General features: G+C 68.3%; 12 protein-coding genes. 5 read left to right on the top strand and 7 right to left on the bottom strand.

Features of this window, described 5'->3' with window-relative positions:
- Positions 1-6 precede the first annotated feature (6 nt).
- On the top strand, positions 7-894 hold the full coding sequence (locus DMH01_RS05160) for an ABC transporter substrate-binding protein (protein ID WP_370323351.1): 888 nt from the start codon (positions 7-9) through the stop codon (positions 892-894).
- A gap of 76 nt (positions 895-970) precedes the next feature.
- Here the strand turns inward: DMH01_RS05160 and DMH01_RS05155 are convergent, their stop codons facing one another.
- Positions 971-1,486: a GNAT family N-acetyltransferase gene (locus tag DMH01_RS05155; protein ID WP_125673931.1), complete on the bottom strand. Its 516-nt coding sequence runs from the start codon at positions 1,484-1,486 to the stop codon at positions 971-973.
- A 393-nt stretch (positions 1,487-1,879) separates the two neighbouring features.
- On the opposite strand from DMH01_RS05155, the gene DMH01_RS05150 reads away from it, so the two are divergent.
- Together DMH01_RS05150 and DMH01_RS05145 are read left to right on the top strand one after the other, a co-directional pair.
- The gene (locus tag DMH01_RS05150) at positions 1,880-3,445 is read left to right on the top strand and encodes a S8 family peptidase (protein ID WP_125673930.1); all 1,566 of its coding nucleotides are present in this window, start codon (positions 1,880-1,882) and stop codon (positions 3,443-3,445) included.
- A 132-nt stretch (positions 3,446-3,577) separates the two neighbouring features.
- On the top strand, positions 3,578-4,297 hold the full coding sequence (locus DMH01_RS05145; RefSeq protein ID WP_125673929.1) for a hypothetical protein: 720 nt from the start codon (positions 3,578-3,580) through the stop codon (positions 4,295-4,297).
- Positions 4,298-4,543: 246 nt separating this feature from the next.
- Here the strand turns inward: DMH01_RS05145 and DMH01_RS05140 are convergent, their stop codons facing one another.
- Complete coding sequence (locus DMH01_RS05140; RefSeq protein WP_125673928.1) at positions 4,544-5,332, bottom strand: SMP-30/gluconolactonase/LRE family protein; 789 nt, start codon at positions 5,330-5,332, stop codon at positions 4,544-4,546.
- 125 nt (positions 5,333-5,457) lie between these two features.
- Positions 5,458-9,177: a multifunctional oxoglutarate decarboxylase/oxoglutarate dehydrogenase thiamine pyrophosphate-binding subunit/dihydrolipoyllysine-residue succinyltransferase subunit gene (locus DMH01_RS05135; RefSeq protein WP_125673927.1), complete on the bottom strand. Its 3,720-nt coding sequence runs from the start codon at positions 9,175-9,177 to the stop codon at positions 5,458-5,460.
- Positions 9,178-9,538: 361 nt separating this feature from the next.
- Here DMH01_RS05135 and DMH01_RS05130 point away from each other — a divergent pair, with 361 nt between their 5' ends.
- On the top strand, positions 9,539-9,805 hold the full coding sequence (locus tag DMH01_RS05130; RefSeq protein ID WP_125673926.1) for a hypothetical protein: 267 nt from the start codon (positions 9,539-9,541) through the stop codon (positions 9,803-9,805).
- Here the strand turns inward: DMH01_RS05130 and DMH01_RS05125 are convergent.
- Positions 9,802-10,371: a DUF4291 domain-containing protein gene (locus DMH01_RS05125; protein ID WP_125673925.1), complete on the bottom strand. Its 570-nt coding sequence runs from the start codon at positions 10,369-10,371 to the stop codon at positions 9,802-9,804. The two genes, DMH01_RS05130 and DMH01_RS05125, sit on opposite strands and share 4 nt — an antisense overlap.
- Before the next feature lie 74 nt (positions 10,372-10,445).
- Between DMH01_RS05125 and DMH01_RS05120 the strand changes: the two genes are divergently transcribed.
- A complete protein-coding gene (locus DMH01_RS05120) occupies positions 10,446-10,757 on the top strand; it encodes a hypothetical protein (RefSeq protein ID WP_125673924.1) in 312 nt (103 codons plus the stop codon).
- Between the two features lie 71 nt (positions 10,758-10,828).
- On the opposite strand, the gene DMH01_RS05115 is transcribed toward DMH01_RS05120, so the two are convergent.
- From DMH01_RS05115 to DMH01_RS05105, 3 genes are all read right to left on the bottom strand, one after another.
- On the bottom strand, positions 10,829-14,551 hold the full coding sequence (locus DMH01_RS05115) for an ABC transporter ATP-binding protein (protein ID WP_125673923.1): 3,723 nt from the start codon (positions 14,549-14,551) through the stop codon (positions 10,829-10,831).
- Positions 14,552-14,676: 125 nt separating this feature from the next.
- Positions 14,677-15,561 carry an ABC transporter permease subunit gene (locus tag DMH01_RS05110; RefSeq protein WP_005150670.1) on the bottom strand — a complete coding sequence of 295 codons (885 nt, stop codon included), beginning with the start codon at positions 15,559-15,561 and terminating at the stop codon, positions 14,677-14,679.
- Positions 15,561-16,724: an ABC transporter ATP-binding protein gene (locus tag DMH01_RS05105; RefSeq protein WP_034309248.1), complete on the bottom strand. Its 1,164-nt coding sequence runs from the start codon at positions 16,722-16,724 to the stop codon at positions 15,561-15,563. The genes DMH01_RS05110 and DMH01_RS05105 overlap by 1 nt, the downstream gene beginning before the upstream one ends.
- Between the last annotated feature and the right edge of the window lie 261 nt (positions 16,725-16,985).

The raw sequence follows: 16,985 nt of genomic DNA, 5'->3' as shown, positions 1-16,985 counted from the left end.
CGGAGGATGGCGGCGCTGTTCGCCGGGATCGCTTTGCTGGCAACGGCTTGTGGTAATCCGCTCGCCGGCGGTGCCGAGGGCGGTGCGACCGGTGACATCATCATCGGCGCGTCCGATGTCGGGGAAAGCCTTCTGCTGGCCCAGATCTACGCGGGCGCGCTGCGTAACGCGGGTGCCGAGAACGTGACCGTGCGCCCGCCCGTCGGCAGCCGCGAGGTCGTCGTCAAGGCGCTGCAGGACAAATCGCTTTCGGTGGTGCCGGACTACAGCGGGAACCTGTTGCGCTACTTCGACAAGGACACGCAGGCGACCACACCGCAGGACGTCTACGCGCAGCTGAAACAGAGGCTGCCGTCCGGGTTCGAGGTCCTCGAACAGGCGCCCGCGGAGGACAAGGACCTGCTGGTGGTGCGCAAGGAACTCGCCGATTCCGGGATCCGGACGTTCTCCGATCTCGGCAAGCGGTGCGGGGAATTCGTGTTCGGCGGTCCCGGTCAGTGGAGCAGCCGCTGGAAGGACAAGATCAAGACGCTCTACGGCTGCGAGTTCGCCGAGATCCGCACGACCGACACCGGCGGCCCGGTCACGGTCGCCGCGCTGAAGTCCGGCGACATCCAGGTCGCCGATCTCTTCAGCACGTCTTCGTCGATCGCAGCGAACGGGTTCGTCCCGCTGGTGGACGACAAGAACATGTTCCCCGCGCAGAACATCGTGCCGCTCGTCGCGAAGGGGACGTTGTCGCCGAAGGAGGTCGACGCGTTGAACCGGGTTTCGGCGGTGCTCACGACCGACGAGCTGACCGAGTTGAACGTCCAGTTCAGCGAAGAGAAGCGCAATCCGCTCGACGTCGCCGAGGAGTTCCTGCGCCGGAACAACCTCCTCGCGCCCGCCTGATCCCACGCATTTAGTCCTCTGAATGCGGTAGTTGCACGCGCAAGGACCGCATTCAGAGGACTGAACGCGGAGGGGGCTAGAGGCGGTCGAAGGCGGGCGAGTAGCGGAACTCGCCCTGGAGGCCGGGCGTGTACGCGCGCAGGGTGCGGACCTGGAAGTGCGGCGCCCATTCCGCGACCGGCGGCGTGATCCCGTGCCGCGCGGCGAGCACGAAGCCGAAGCGGGAGTAGTAGTTCGGGTCGCCCAGCAGGACCACGGCGCCGTAGCCGAGCGCGTCCGCCGCGCCGAGCACGGCGTGTACGAGCGCGGAGCCGATGCCCGAACCGTGGTGCTGGGGCAGGACTCCGAGCGGGCCGAGACCGACCGTCGATGCCTCATCGGAGCCGAGTTTGGCCGGGCTGCAGCAGACGTGCCCGACGACCTCCCCGTCGCGTTCGGCCACGATGGACAGTGCGCCGATCAGGTCACCGTCCTCACGCAGTTCGTCGACGAGCTTCGCCTCGACCACCGGGACACTGTGTTTCGCGAACGCGGCCAGATGGACGGCGTGGATCGCCTCGCGGTCGGCCGGGGTTTCCTGTCGGAGCAGCATGCGGCCGAGTGTGCTCCATCCGAAGGTAGGATGGAAATCGATTTCCGCGCCGCGAGGTCGCGACTTTAGTAGGCGGCCATCCGTGTGTACTTCCACGGCGTTGAAACGGCCGAGGGGACGGGAAACGACCACCAGATGTGCGGATCCCCAATTCTTCGTGGGCCGTACGGCGGTAAAACGCGACTAAAGGCGGGGGCTGAACGGTGCCCGAACTGCGCCGACGCGACGTCCATTACTACCGGGATGTCCGTAATGCAAGGTCTTCCTTGGGGTGAATCCGCCACTTAGTCTCAGCCTGCGCTCCTAAGTGGAACGCGCTTCACCTCTGAGTCACCCCAACGATCCGGCGGGCTTCTTCATGCCCGTGGGTCGACCCTGCCTGGGAGGAATATCTTGAACAATTCCCTGGGAACCTTGAAGAGACGACTGCCCGCCTTCGGTGTGGCCGCGGCCGTCGCCGTGCTGACGGCGCTGGGCGGCACGACCGTCGCGTCGGCGGCCGAGGGTTCGATCGTCAACGCGGGTAGCGACAAGGCGATCAAGGACAGCTACATCGTCGTGCTGAAGGACGGCTCGTCGGTCGAAGCCACCGCGAAGAGCGTGACCCAGCGCCACGGCGGCACGGTCGAGAAGACCTTCGCGTCTTCGGTCCGCGGCTTCTCCGGCGCACTGACGGAAAAGCAGGCGAAGCGCGTCGCCGCCGACCCCGCCGTCGCCTACGTGGAGCAGAACCAGACCGTCTCGATCTCGGCGGACCAGCTGAACCCGCCGTCGTGGGGCCTGGACCGGGTCGACCAGCAGAGCCTTCCGCTCAACCAGAAGTACAGCTACAGCACCACGGCGTCGAACGTCACCGCGTACGTCGTCGACACCGGCATCCTCACCACGCACCCCGACTTCGGCGGGCGCGCGACCCACGGCCGTGACACCGTCGACAACGACAACGACGCCACGGACTGTCAGGGTCACGGCACCCACGTCGCGGGCACCATCGGCGGTACCGCGCACGGTCTGGCCAAGGGCGTCAAGCTCGTCGCCGTCCGCGTGCTGAACTGCTCCGGTTCCGGGACGACCGCCGGCGTCATCGCCGGTGTCGACTGGGTGACCGCGAACGCCGTCAAGCCCGCCGTCGCGAACATGAGCCTCGGTGGTGGCGCTTCGACGACCCTCGACCAGGCCGTCCAGCGGTCGATCGCGTCGGGTGTCACCTACGGCGTCGCGGCCGGTAACGACACCGGTGCCAACGCCTGCAACGTCTCGCCCGCCCGTACGCCGGAAGCCATCACCGTCGGCTCGACGACGAACACGGACGCGCGGTCGAGCTTCTCCAACATCGGCACCTGCCTCGACATCTTCGCGCCGGGCAGCGGCATCACGTCGACGTGGCTGAACAACGGCACCAACACCATCAGCGGTACCTCGATGGCGACCCCGCACGTCGTGGGCGCGGCGGCCCTGTACGCCTCCGCCAACCCGACGGCCACGCCGAAGCAGGTCCGTGACGCGCTGGTCGCCAACGGCACCAAGGACAAGGTGACCAACCCGGGCACCGGTTCGCCGAACGTGCTGCTCTACACCGGCGCCGACGGTGGCCCCGGCCCCGAGCCGACCCCCTGCGGCACGCAGACCAACAGCGGCGTCGTCGCCATCCCCGACGCCGGTGCCGCGGTGACCAGCACGATCACCGTCGCGAACTGCGCCCGCAACGCCTCGGCCACCACCAAGGTCGCGGTGAACATCACGCACACCTACGTCGGTGACCTCGTCATCGACCTGGTCGCGCCGGACGGCAGCTCGTACCGCCTGAAGGGTTCGAGCAACGACTCGTCCGACAACATCAACACCACCTACACCGCCAACGTCTCGACCGAGGCCGCCAACGGCGCCTGGAAGTTGAAGGTGCAGGACGTCTACCGCGTCGACACCGGCTCGCTCAACAGCTGGTCGCTGACCGTCTGATCCACCCCTGGAGTACGTGAAGGCCCCCTTCCTCCTGCTGGGAAGGGGGCCTTCCCGTCTCCGGAGAGTGATTCGGCGCCCAGTTGCGGCGTTCGTCCACTAAGGACCTTGGCGAGGCTTTACCCTCTCCGCATGCAGCCCGGACCGCCCTATCAGCAGGGACCTCAGCAGCCGTATCCGCCGCAGGGATATCCCGGATATCCGCAGCCCGGATACGGGCCGCCGCCCAAGAAGTCGAACACCGGGCTCATCGTCGGGCTCGTCATCGGCGCGGTGGTGCTGCTCGGCGGTGGCGGGGTCGCCGCCTTCCTGCTGCTGTCCGACGACAACGGTTCGTCGCCGACCGCAGCGCCGACGTCGTCCAAGAAGACCGGCCCGCCGGACAAGTACACCGCCATGCCCGCCTGCGCGCGCATCGGGACCAAGATCCGGAACCTGCCGCCGCTCGAAACGCCGAAGGGCGAGGAGCCGGCGAGCACGTCGAACGACGACATCACCTACACCCGTTCGTCCTGCAGCTGGCGTGAGCCCAACGCGCCTTCGGCGACCGTCTCGATGTACCTGTCGAAGTCGAAGGAGCCGGGGTCGGGCGCCGGAGAGGCGTGGGCGAAGGCGAGTGTCGAGAACGCCGTGACCGACGGCGGCGTCCTCATCCCCAGCATGGCGAAGTCGACCAAGGCCGTGCACACCAAGCTCGACTCGTCGAGCCAGTGCCAGATCAAGTTCTATCAGGGCAACGTCGAGGGCGAGATCATCGTGACCGGCCCCGACCCGTCCGGCACGGTCAACCAGACGGTGTGCAAGGAGAACGCCTTGAAGCTGGCCAAGGCGACCTCCGAGGCGATCGGCTAGCAGGGTAAGGCAAGGGCGTGATGCCGCGGGCTCGCCGAAGAGTGCCGACGCGGGCCGAACTGTCCATAAGGGACCCATCCCCGAGCTCGCCAGTCCGATTTGGCGCCTTTGTGCATATTCGCGCGGGGTCGTGAGTGATAAAGAGCGTTCTAACGCTCTTTATCACTCACGACCCCACTGTCGATCCAGTCATCAGGAAGTGTCCCATCGGCGCCCGCACCTCGCCGCGGAGGCCTCCTTGCTCGACTAGCCGATTTCGGTGACCTGCACCTGCCCGGTCGGCCCGTCGCCGAACGGGTTCTCCCAGCCGTGCCACTCCGCGGCGAGGACGTAGAGCGAACGCCCGTCCTCGCCGCCGAGCGTGCAGGAGAAGCAGCCTCGGTCGGCTTCGACCTTCTGAAGTACTTCGCCTCCTTCGCGGACGCGGACGCAGTGCTTGCCCGCCACGTCCGCGTACCAGACGGCACCGTCGGCATCGAGGCAGATGCCGTCCGGGTGGTCGCCGCCGAGGTCGGCCCACACCCGCCTGCCGGACAGCGAACCGTCCTCGGCGATGTCGAACGCGGTGAGCCTGCTGCCGTACGACTCGGCGACGATCAGGGTCGCGTCGTCGGGTGTGACGGCCATGCCGTTGCCGAACAGGATGCCGTCGGCGACCTGGCGCACCTCGCCGTCCGGGGTGACGACGGCGATGGCGCCCGGCGCCTGGAAGTCGTTCATCCCGTTGACGAAGGCGTTGCCGCGGCCGTCGACCACGACCTCGTTCCAGAGGGAGGCGACCGGGCTCAGATCCGCGTAGGTGCTCAGGTCCGCGTTGAGCAGGCGGGCGTTCGGGCCGTCGACGATGAGCAGGCGGCCGTCGGGGAGCCAGTCGAAGGTGATCGGCATCGCGGTCGGCACGTTCGCGATCAGTTCGCTCTCGCCGCCGGGCGTGACGGCGAGGATCTGACCACCGCCCCAGTTCGCCAGCCAGAGACGGCCGTCGTGCCAGCGGGCGGATTCGGGGAGCTTGAGGCCGTCGAGCAGGGTCTTCATGGTGTCTCCTTCGTTCGTTTCCCCCTACACGAACGGGACCCGCCGTTTTCGACACCTCAAGTACATGAAGGCCCCCTTCCTTGCGACAGGCGCAAGGAAGGGGGCCTTCATGTACTACTGGGCGATCAGTCGAAGGCCCGCGCGATCAGCGCCTTCTGCTCGACCTCGTGCACCTTGGACGAACCGGCCGACGGCGCCGCCATCGGACGACGCGACACGACGTCCAGGCTGGAGAACACCTCCGGCAGCTTCCGCGGCAGGTTCAGGCCGAAGAACGGCCACGCACCCTGGTTCTCCGGCTCCTCCTGGACCCAGACCGCGGGGGCGCCGTTGTAGCGCTCGAGCGCCGCCAGCAGCTTCTTCTTCGGCAGCGGGTAGTACTGCTCGACCCGCACGATCGCGATGTCGTTCGCCTCGCGCTTCGTCCGCTCGGCCACCAGCTCCCAGTAGAGCTTGCCCGAGGTCAGCAGCACCTTGCGCACCTTCGACGGGTCGACGTCGGCGTCGTCGATGACCGACATGAACTTCGACTGGCCGGTGAAGTCCTCGACCGCCGAGGTCGCCGCCTTGTTGCGCAGCATCGACTTGGGGGTGAAGACCACCAGCGGCCGGTTGACTCCGTCGAGGGCGTGCCGGCGGAGCAGGTGGAAGTAGTTCGCCGGGGTGGACGGCACCGAGACGGTCATCGAGCCTTCGGCGCACAGCGAGAGGAAGCGCTCGATGCGGCCGGAGGTGTGGTCCGGGCCCTGGCCTTCGTGGCCGTGCGGCAGCAGCAGCACGACGTCGGAGAGCTGGCCCCACTTGGCCTCACCGGAGGAGATGTACTCGTCGATGACGGTCTGCGCGCCGTTGACGAAGTCACCGAACTGCGCTTCCCACATGACCAGCGCTTCGGAGTTGGCCACGGAGTAGCCGTATTCGAAGCCGACCGCGGCGTACTCGGACAGCGCCGAGTCGTAGATCATGACGCGGCCTTGGCCGTCGGCGAGGCTGGCCAGCGGCGAGTACTCCTGGCCGGTCTTGCGGTCGATCAGCACCGAGTGGCGCTGGGTGAAGGTGCCGCGGCGGGAGTCCTGGCCGGACAACCGGACGAGGCGGCCCTCCATGGCCAGCGAACCGAAGGCGAGCAGCTCACCGAACGCCCAGTCGATGCCGCCTTCGCGGGACATCTTGTGGCGGCGTTCCATGACCGGCTTGACCCGCGGGTGCGGGGTGAAGCCCTCGGGCACGTTGAGGAACGCGTCGCCGATGTGCTCGATGACCTCGGCGGTGGTCGCCGTGGGCACCTTCGCCGGGACCTGCTGCTCCTCCTCGACCGAGGGGCTGGCCTTCGCCGGGTGCTTCTCCAGCTCGCGGACCTCGTTGAACACGTGCTCCAGCTGGCTGGAGAAGTCGCGCAACGCGGCCTCGGCCTCTTCGACGGAGATGTCGCCGCGGCCGATCAGCGATTCGGTGTAGGTCTTCCGGACCGAACGCTTCGTGTCGATGATGTCGTACATCGCCGGCTGCGTCATCGAGGGGTCGTCGCCCTCGTTGTGGCCGCGGCGGCGGTAGCAGATCAGGTCGATCACGACGTCCTTGTGGAACGCCTGGCGGTAGTCGACGGCCAGCTTGGCCACCCAGTGCGCGGCCTCGGGGTCGTCGCCGTTCACGTGGAAGATCGGCGAGCCGATCATCTTCGCGACGTCGGTGGCGTACTGGCTCGACCGCGAGTGCTCGGGCGCGGTGGTGAAGCCGACCTGGTTGTTGACGATGACGTGCACGGTGCCGCCGGTGCGGTACCCGCGCAGCAGCGCCAGGTTCAGCGTCTCGGCCACGACACCCTGGCCCGCGAAGGCCGCGTCGCCGTGCATCAGGACGGGGAGAACGGTGAAGCCCTCGCCACCCTTGTCGAGGATGTCCTGCTTCGCGCGGACGATGCCCTCGAGGACCGGGTCGACGGTCTCCAGGTGCGACGGGTTCGCGGTCAGCGACACCTTGGTCTCGCCGTCGCCGAACATGCGGAAGTACTTGCCCTCGGCGCCGAGGTGGTACTTCACGTCACCGGAACCGTGCGCCTGGCCCGGGTCGAGGTTGCCCTCGAACTCCTGGAAGATCTGCGCGATCGGCTTGCCGACGATGTTCGCGAGCACGTTCAGGCGGCCGCGGTGCGGCATGCCGATGACGACCTCGTCGAGTTCGTGCTCGGCGGCCTTGTCCAGCAGCGTGTCGAGCAGCGGGATCGCCGTCTCGCCGCCTTCGAGGGAGAACCGCTTCTGGCCGACGTACTTGGTCTGCAGGAAGGTCTCGAACGCCTCGGCGGCGTTGAGCTTCGAGAGCACGTACTTCTGGACCGCGGGGTCCGGCTTCTCGTGCGGGATCTCGACGCGGTCCTGGATCCAGCGGCGCTCCTCGGGGTCGAGGATGTGCGTGTACTCGATGCCGACGGTGCGGCAGTACGAGTTGCGCAGGACGCCGAGGATGTCACGCAGCTTCATCCGCTCCTGGCCGGCGAAGCCGCCGACCGGGAACTCGCGGTCCAGGTCCCACAGGGTCAGGCCGTGGGAGAGGACGTCGAGGTCGGCGTGGCTGCGCTGCCGGTAGTTCAGCGGGTCGGTGTCGGCCATCAGGTGACCGCGCATCCGGAAGGCGTCGATCAGCTCGATGACACGCGCGGTCTTGTCGACCGGGCCGTCCGGGATGTCGGCGACCCAGCGGATCGGCTCATACGGCAGGCGCAGGCTGGTGAAGACGTCGTCGTAGAAGCCGTCCTCGCCGAGCAGCAGCTCGTGGATGCGCTTGAGGAACTCGCCCGACTCCGCGCCCTGGATGATGCGGTGGTCATACGTCGAGGTCAGCGTCATGATCTTCGAGACCCCGAGGTCGACCAGGGCCTTCTCGCTGGTGCCCTCGAAATGCGCCGGGTACTGCATGGCGCCGACGCCGATGATCGCGCCCTGGCCCGCCTGCAGCCGCGGCACCGAGTGGTTCGTGCCGATGCCGCCGGGGTTGGTCAGCGAGATCGTGGTGCCGGCGAAGTCGTCGGCGGTCAGCTTGCCGTTGCGGGCCTTCTTGACGATCTCCTCGTAGGCCTGCCAGAACTGCATGAAGGTCATGTTCTCGGTGGCCTTGATGGAGGCCACGACGAGCGTGCGGGAGCCTTCCTTGCCCTTCATGTCGATCGCGAGACCGAAGTTCACGTGCTCCGGCGTGACCGCGAACGGCTTCCCGTCGATCAGCTGGTAGTGCCGGTTCATGTTCGGGAAGTTCTTCAGCGCACGGACCATCGCGTACCCGATGAGGTGCGTGAAGGAGATCTTGCCGCCGCGGGTGCGCTTGAGGTGGTTGTTGATGACGATGCGGTTGTCGGCCATCAGCTTCGCCGGGACCGCGCGCACACTCGTGGCCGTCGGCACGGACAGCGAGGCGTCCATGTTCTTCGCGATCGCCGCCGCGGCGCCGCGGAGCTGCTTCGACTCCGGCTCGGCGTCCTTCTCGGCGGGCTTGGCGGGGGCCTTCTCGGCAGCCTTGGGCGCGGCCTTGGGAGCCGCCGCCTTCGCCTCGGTCTTCGGGGCCGTCTTCGGCGCAGCCTTCGCCGGGGCGGTCTGCTTCGCGGCGGACTCGGCGTTGCGGACCGTCTGCGGCGTCGGCGTGGCGGCCTGGCCGTTCGTGTCCGGGCTTCCCTCCGCCGTGGTCTGACGTGCGTCGTCAGCCTTCGCCTGCGCGTCCTGCGTTGGCTTGAAGTCCGCGAAGAAGTCGTGCCAGGCGGCATCGACTGAGCTGGGGTCGGCAAGGAACTGGTCGTACATTTCCTCGACGACCCACTCGTTGGGGCCGAATTGTGACGCAGGGCTGCTGCTGGACACGGCTTGGACTCGCCTCTATCCGTCTCGAGATCTTGAACACCGCTGATGCGCCTACCAGGCTAACCCCCTCGGTCGCGGCCGTGTGATGGAACTGGCCTGTGTGAGGCGTGGCGCACTAGGTGATGGGTCACTGTCTCGATCAAGAGACCGAAATCAGGCCCGCTTCGCTTCCCGTGGGGGAGCAAGGGACCTTTGCTCCCGTTCTCACCGTCCGTGCAGGTCAGGTCACTGTCTCGTCGGTAAAGGTTGGCTGGGACGTCGTGCCCGGACAGCCTGGAGTTCACGTCAGGGGGTTTCGCTGGGTGGAGGATGCGGCCGGTGTCGTGCCGGCCGCCGATCGCCCGCGAGGTGGTGGCAGCCGATGTGGCTGGACGAGTGCCCGTCGTTCTGGGACGAGGGGCGTGTGCGCCCGCTGGTCACCGAGTCCGGCAAGGTCGTGCTGATGTGCGACTCGTGCTCGGCGGTCTGGCCGACGCTCGCCGACTTCAAGGAGATGGAGCACGTCGAGCCCGACGAGCCGGACTGGGCGGTGACGGCCGGGGTGCACGTCCGGCCGGGGACCGTCCGCTGGGCTTCGGCTCAGGACCTCGAGGTCGCCGGGATGAGCGGCCTCAAGTGGCGGCCTTAACCGGGGTACGGACGCTCCGCGGGTAGCAGCGCTTCGGCGTCTTCGATGCGATTCGCCGCGACCAGGGCGCCGACCTCGCGCATGACCGGGGTGACGTCGGCGACCGCCGTGATCCATTTGTCGACATAGCGATCGACGGCTTCGCCGCTCAGGCCCATCTGGAGCGAACGGTGCTTCAGGGCGCCGAGCCGGATGCTGCGTTCCGGATCCCACTGGATGCGGACCGGGCTGGCCTTGACCTCGTCCTGCCACGTCTTCCGGTCGGGGTGGACGTCCGGGTCGTAGTGGCTGAGCGCGGCGTGTTCGAGCGCCCACGCGAAACCCTCGCGAGTGATGTCGAGGGCGAGTACGCGCTCCTGGCCGGGTTTCGCGGCCCAGCCGCAGCGGTACGCCATCCAGAGGAAGGACGGCTTGATCCAGGTCATGCGTTCGCGTTTGAACGGCGGCACGAAAGTGCCCGCCTTCAGCGCGGCGTCGGCGATGGCCGGCGAGTACGCCTGATAGACGCGGATCGTGGTCTTGGTGTGCACGGCGCGGATCTGCCGCGCCGGGATCTCTTCGTTCATTTGCCGTGATGGTGACAGGTGCGCGGGTTCGCGCGCGACCGAAATTCCCTTGCCGTGCTCGTCATGCTGGCTTCATGGCATTGCTGCGCAAGGGTTCGCGACGGATCGTCGTCGACGAGACCGCTTATCGGTGGATCGTCCGGCGGAAGCCCACCTACGCACAGGACGGCGGGTATTTCCTTTCGTACGGGGTGGAATTGGAGGACGCGCGGGGTGCGGTGCTGGTGGTCCAGACGGATCACGCGCATCCGTTGAACTACATGGGGGTGCCGTCGAAGGCCGTGCTGCCTTCGGACGTCGAACGGGCGATCCGGCTGGCGCTGGCTCGGGGATGGGAACCGGCGGCTCCGGGGGCGCAATTCCAGCTGGATCTCTCTGCCGCGTGAAGGGCGTTTCGGGCTCCGGACCGGAATTGCCACTTGCGGCCCCTCCTGGTGCGGTACGGATTGGGGCCCTATCAGCCGAGGGACCACAGTCGCGCGTAGTGGCCGTTCGCCGCGACCAGGTCCGCGTGCGTGCCCTGTTCGATGATCCGGCCGTGGTCCAGCACCACGATCCGGTCCGCCTTGGCGGCGGTGGCGAGGCGATGCGCGACCACGAAGGTCGTGCGGCGGCGCGCGAGCTGTTCCGTCGCGCGCAGGACGGCGGCTTCGGTGGACGGGTCGAGGGCCGCGGTCGCCTCGTCGAGCAGGAGGACGTCCGGGTCCACGAGTTCGGCGCGGGCGAGGGCGACGAGTTGCCGTTGCCCGGCCGAAAGGGACCGTCCGCGTTCACCGACGGGCTGGTGGAAGCCGGCCGGGAGCGCGGCGACACCGTCGAGCGCGCCGACGGACCGGACCGCTTCCTCGACCTCCGCGTCCGTCGCGGAAGGCCTGCCGTAGCGCACATTGTCCGCGACGGTTCCCGAGAACAGATGCGCTTCCTGCGGTACCACGCCCATTCGCGTGCGCAGGGCGGCGAGGTCGTACTCGCGGATGTCGGTCCCGTCGATCCGGACCACGCCGCCTGTCGCGTCGTAGAAACGCGCGACGAGCTTCACCGCCGTCGACTTCCCGGCACCCGTCGCACCGACCAAGGCGACGGTCTCCCCGGGCGCGACCTCCAGCGTCAGTTGCTTGAGAGCGGGATCGTCCGTTGCGGTGTAAGCGAAATCGACGTCCTTGAAGGAGACCTCGCCACGCAGCCGCTCCGGGACCGGGACCGGGTTTTCCGCTGCCGGAACGGAAGTCGGCGTGCGCAGCAGATCGCCGATGCGTGTCAGGCCGACCCGTGCCTGCTGATAGCCGTCGAACACCGAGGACAGCTGCTGGATCGGCGAGAAGAACTGACCGAGGTACAACAGGAACGCCACCAGTACACCGGCCGACAGCGTGCCCGCCGCGACCCGGTTCGCGCCGACGATCAGCACGACGACCTCGGCCAACCCGGAAAGCATTGCCGCGAAAGGGAAGTACGTCGCGACATAGCGTTGGGCGCGCAGCCGCGAACGCCGGTACTCGTCGCTGCGGGAAGCGAACTTCTCCGCCGTCCGCTCCTCGCGGGTGTACGCCTGCGCGACCCGCAGCCCGTTCACGTTCTCCTGCATGTCCGCGTTGACGACGCTGACCCGTTCCCGGGCTTCGGTGTACGCCTTGGACGACGCCCGGCGGAAGATCACCGTCGCCACGATGAGGATCGGCAGCACGGCGAGCGCGTACGCCGCCAGCCCGATGTCGGTGATCATCAGCGCCGCCGCGATCCCGACCAGTGTCAGCGCGCTCACCACGGCCTGCGCGACACCGGTCTGCAGGAACGTCGAGAGCGCGTCGACGTCGGTCGTCATCCGGGTCATGATCTTCCCGGACAGTTCGCGTTCGTAGAAGTCGAGCCCGAGCCGTTGCAGATGGGCGTAACTGCGGACGCGCAGCGAATACAGCACCGTCTCACCGACCCGCGCGGTCATCCTGGTCTGGAGGTAGACCACCAGCCAGTCCGTGAGGATCACCAGCGCGCCGATACCGGCGGCCAGCCAGATCACCGCCTCCGCTCCCGCGCGGACCCCGCTGTCGATGCCGTACTGGTACAGCGCGGGCATCGCGATGGTGGCCAGCGCGTCCGCCGCGACCAGCCCGATCACCACGGCCAGCGGGCCGCGCACCGGTTTGAGCAGGCGGCCGAGGCGGAACTTCGGTTCGGGCGCGGTGACGTCGGTGCCCGGCAGGCGCGGGACGTCCGTGGCGGGCGGCAGTTTCCGGACGCCTTCGACGAGTTCGGGACTCGGCGGCAGGTCGACGTCCCATTCGCCGCCGGTGCCCTTCCGTTCACCTGACAGCTCGTCGGCCTTGTCCTGCTCAGGCCACAGGGCCGGGGTGATTCCGGCGGGGCCGCAGTCCAGGCCCTCGCAGCGATGCGGTTCTTCGACGTCGTCACTCGGACCCGCGACGAGTTCACGGAACAACGGGCAGCGCGCGAGCAACTCCTCCTCGGTGCCGACGTCGACGACGCGGCCCTTGTCGAGCACGGCGATCCGGTCGGCGAGGGCGAGGGTGGAGCGGCGGTGCGCGATCAGCAGCGTCGTCCGGCTCGCGGTGACCGAACGCAGCGTGTCGTGGATCGCGGCCTCGGTGACCGTGTCGATGGCGGAGGTCGCGTCGTCGAGGACCAGCACGCGCGGATCGGTCATCAGCGCCCTGGCGAGGCCGAGCCGCTGCCGTTGGCCACCCGACAGCGTGAGACCGCGCTCGCCGACGAGCGTGTCGTAGCCGTCGGGGAGGCGCTGGATGAACTCGTCCGCCTCCGCCGCCCGCGCGGCCGCGCGGATCTCCTCGTCGCTCGCGTCCGGCCTGCCGTAGGCGATGTTGTCTCGCACCGACGAGGAGAAGAGGAACGCCTCCTCGAAGACCACGCCGATGACGCTGCGCAGGTCTCGCTGCCGGACGTCGCGGACGTCGAGGTCGCCGACCTGGACCGAGCCGCTGTGCACGTCGTAGAACCGGGGGAGCAGCAAGGAGATCGTCGACTTGCCGGAGCCGGCCGTGCCGACCAGCGCGAGCGTCTCGCCCGGCCGGGCCTCCAGGGTGAGTCCGTCGAGCACGGGATCCGACCGTGTGTAGCCGAAGGAGACGTCCTCCAGCCGGACGCCGAGCGGGCCTTCGGGCAGCGGCCGCGCGTCCGGGCTGTCGACGACGTCCGGCTGCGCGTCGATCAGTTCGTTGACCCGTTCCGCTCCGGCCCTGGTCAGCTGGGCCTGCACGACGAGACTCGAGATCATCCGTGCCGGGCCGATCAGGATGGACAGATAGGTCGCGAACGCCAGGAAGGTGCCGAGGCTGACTTCACCCTTCAGCGCGAGGACGCCGCCGACCGCCAGTACCGCGACCTGACCCGCCGCGGGGAGCGCGGCCGTCGTGGCCGTCGGCAACGACGAGAGCCGGGCCGCGCGCATGCGTTCCGCGAAGAGCTTCTTCGCGGTCTTCTCCAGCTTCGCGACTTCGCGCGCTTCCTGGCCGAAGCCCTTCACGACGCGTACGCCGGTGACGGTCTCCTCGACCTGCTGCGCGACGTCGGCCGCGCGCTGCTGGGCCGCCCACGTCGCCGGGAAGAGCCGTTTCCGGCTCACCGCCATGATGATCGCGATCGCGGGGGCGACCACCATCGCGATCAGGGTCAGCGTCGGCGACATCCAGAGCATCGCGCCGAGCGACAGCAGCGCGAAGATCACCGAACCCGCCGACAGCGGCACCTGCATCAGGACCGACGTGACCAGCTGAAGATCCGAGATCGCGCGGGAGGCGACCTGGCCGGTGCGCAGCGCGTCCTGCTTGCCGCCGTCGAGCCGGGAGACCGCGTTGAACACCTGGCGGCGCAGGTCGTGCTGGACGTCGAGGGCCAGCCGCCCGCCGACGTACCGGCGGGCGAAGGCGTTGCCGAAGGTCAGCACCTGCAGCACCGCCATCACCGTGGCGAGCAGGCCGAGGCGGGAGGTGTCGCCCGCGACGGCGTCGTCCAGCGCCTCGCGGATCAGCAGCGGACCGGCGGCCTGCAACCCGACGCCGATGATGGCCGCGCCCAGCGAGAGCACGACCAGCCAAGGATGTTTCCAGCACGAAGCGGCCAGGCGGCGGATCCAGCCTCCGGTGGGCGCGGGGGCGGTCTCACGAGCCGGACTGGCTTGACGCGGACGAGGTGGAGCAGTAGTCACCCCGCAAGCCTATGCGGCCCCACCGACAACCCCGGCCGGTTCGCGCGGGGCCGAATGCCATGAAAGGTCCTTTCCTAGCAGAATTTGCAAGGAAAGGACCTTTCATGGCGCTTGTGGACTGTGACTTACGTGATGTCCTTCTTCTGGTTCACGGCCCAGCCGGCCAGGAAGAAGATCATCGTCCAGCCGAAGAAGATCAGCGCCGACGCCCACCACGAGAACGCGCCGGGCGCACCGGCCGCGTACTGCAGCGCCCACGCGGTCTCGTCCTGCAGGCCGGGCACCTTCACACCGGCGGCGCCGAACGCCTCCGCGCCGATGGCGCCCACGATGCCGTTGACCGTGCCGTTCGGCAGGACGCCGCCCAGCCAGGTGATGTCGGCGGCGCCGAACATGACGAACACCAGGACGTTCTCGACCACCAGCATCCAGATGGTCAGCGTGATGATGCTGCCGACCACGCTGCGCCAGACCGCGCCGACCCCGATCCCGAACAGGGTCGCCAGGATCGTCGCGAGGACACCCGCGCCGAGCACGCCCAGCCACTGGCCCGCCGTCGGCAGGCGCTGGCTGTCGACCGTGATCACGGTGCCGAGGCTCGCCGCGCCCACGATGATCACGCCGTAGATCGCACCCCAGGCGATGTAGGTGATCATCTTCGCGCTCAACGCCGAAACCCGGTTCGGGGCGGTGAGGAACGTCGTGGTGATCGTCTTCTTCGTGTACTCGCCGGCGAGGGCGAAGACACCGAAGATGATCGGGATCATCGTGCCGATGTTGATGCCGTGCCCGAGGGCGAGCAGGCCGACGGGCAGCTCACCGGTCGAGATGCCGAGCGCCTCGGTCAGCTCACGGGTGTCGGAGCGGCCGAGGAAGTCGCTGAAATCGTTGGTGACCATGCCCCAGAACAGGGCGAACGCGAAAGCGAAGACCACCGCGGGGATCATCAGCGCCCACCACGCCTTGAGCGTGAGCGTCTTGCGGAACTCCGCCTTGATCAGGTTGCCCATCAGCCCTGGCCTCCCCAGCCCTCGTTCTGGCCCTGCTGCTGCGCCTGCTGCTGAGGCGGCGCCTGCTGGTACTGCGGTTGCTGCGGCGGCTGACCCTGTTGCTGGAACTGCTGCGGCGGCGCGAAACCGGGCGGCGGCGTGTTCTGCGGCGCGTAGCCGGGAGGCGGCCCCTGATATCCGGGCGGCGGGCCCTGATAACCCGGGGGCGGACCCTGGTAGCCCGGCGGCGGGCCCTGCTGGAACCCGGGCGGCGGCGCGGCGTACTGACCCTGCGTCAGCTGGAAGAACATCCGCTCCAGATCCGCCGTCTCCTCCTGCATGCCGTAGACCGCGATGCTCGCCTTGGCCGAGATGTCACCGATCTGCTGCACCGTCGCACCCGACACCGCGACCCGGCCGTCCGGCATCGGCGAGACCTGCGTGATCCCCGCCTCCTGCAACGCGGCGACGAGGCCGTTCGCGTCGGCGGACTGCACCAGCACCCGGGACTGGTTGCTCTTGCGCAACTGGTCCAGCGAGCCGTTGTAGCGCGTCATGCCCTGGCTGATGATCACGACCTGGTCGATCGTCTGCTCCACCTCGTTCAGCAGGTGGCTCGAGACCAGCACCGTGCGCCCCTCACGCGCGTACGCGCGCAGGAAGTTCCGCAGCCACAGGATGCCCTCGGGGTCGAGACCGTTCGTCGGCTCGTCCAGCACCAGCACCTGCGGGTTCCCCAGCAACGCCGTCGCCAGCGCCAGCCGCTGCCGCATACCGAGCGAGAACCCGCCCGCCTTGCGGTCCGCCGCCGACGAAAGGCCGACCAGCCCCAGAACCTCGTCCACCCGCTGATCCGGCATCCCGATCGCCGCCGAGTACACGCGCAGGTGATTCCGCGCCGTGCGCCCCGGGTGGAAACCCTCGTTCTCCAGCACCGAACCGACGACCCGCGCCGGATTCCCCAGCTGGTCGTGCGGGCGCCCGTTGATGGTCGCCGTGCCGTTCGTGGGCGTCACCAGCCCGAGCAGCATCCGGAGCGTCGTGGTCTTCCCGGCCCCGTTGGGCCCCAGGAAGCCGGTCACCGAACCGGGCTCCACCGTGAAGCTCAGATTCTGGACCGCGTTGACCGCACCGAACTGCTTGCTCAGGTTCTGCACCGCGATGCGGCCACTGCCGTCGTGCATACCGTCCCCTTTTGTTGACGAAGGCCGATCACGCGACATCCTGCCTCACGGGGTGAGTGCGCACCCGAGGAAGGGGTCAATCCGCCGAAAGCGACCTTCGTCACGTTCGGCACGGTGACGACTCCGTCCTCCAACGCACCCGTCGCTGAGCCGAATGGCCGCTGACTACCGGATATGCGCTGCGGAGCATGGAAAATCACCGACCATCCAGGCGGCCCGTGAACAAATAATTCGGAAGACATGGCAACCCCATGCAGCGCG

It is taken from the genome of Amycolatopsis sp. WAC 04182, assembly GCF_003947465.1.
In the GTDB taxonomy this organism is placed as follows: domain Bacteria; phylum Actinomycetota; class Actinomycetes; order Mycobacteriales; family Pseudonocardiaceae; genus Amycolatopsis.
This window is presented reverse-complemented; position numbering and strand designations above follow the sequence as displayed.

What these genes read in the sequence shown, in the direction of transcription:
- DMH01_RS05140 (WP_125673928.1), bottom strand. Translation starts at nt 5,332, where the DNA reads ATGAAGACCCTGCTCGACGGCCTCAAGCTCCCCGAATCCGCCCGCTGG.
- DMH01_RS05120 (WP_125673924.1), top strand. Translation starts at nt 10,446, where the DNA reads ATGGCATTGCTGCGCAAGGGTTCGCGACGGATCGTCGTCGACGAGACC.
- DMH01_RS05105 (WP_034309248.1), bottom strand. Translation starts at nt 16,724, where the DNA reads ATGCACGACGGCAGTGGCCGCATCGCGGTGCAGAACCTGAGCAAGCAG.
- DMH01_RS05145 (WP_125673929.1), top strand. Translation starts at nt 3,578, where the DNA reads ATGCAGCCCGGACCGCCCTATCAGCAGGGACCTCAGCAGCCGTATCCG.
- DMH01_RS05125 (WP_125673925.1), bottom strand. Translation starts at nt 10,371, where the DNA reads ATGAACGAAGAGATCCCGGCGCGGCAGATCCGCGCCGTGCACACCAAG.
- DMH01_RS05110 (WP_005150670.1), bottom strand. Translation starts at nt 15,561, where the DNA reads ATGGGCAACCTGATCAAGGCGGAGTTCCGCAAGACGCTCACGCTCAAG.
- DMH01_RS05155 (WP_125673931.1), bottom strand. Translation starts at nt 1,486, where the DNA reads ATGCTGCTCCGACAGGAAACCCCGGCCGACCGCGAGGCGATCCACGCC.
- DMH01_RS05160 (WP_370323351.1), top strand. Translation starts at nt 7, where the DNA reads ATGGCGGCGCTGTTCGCCGGGATCGCTTTGCTGGCAACGGCTTGTGGT.
- DMH01_RS05130 (WP_125673926.1), top strand. Translation starts at nt 9,539, where the DNA reads ATGTGGCTGGACGAGTGCCCGTCGTTCTGGGACGAGGGGCGTGTGCGC.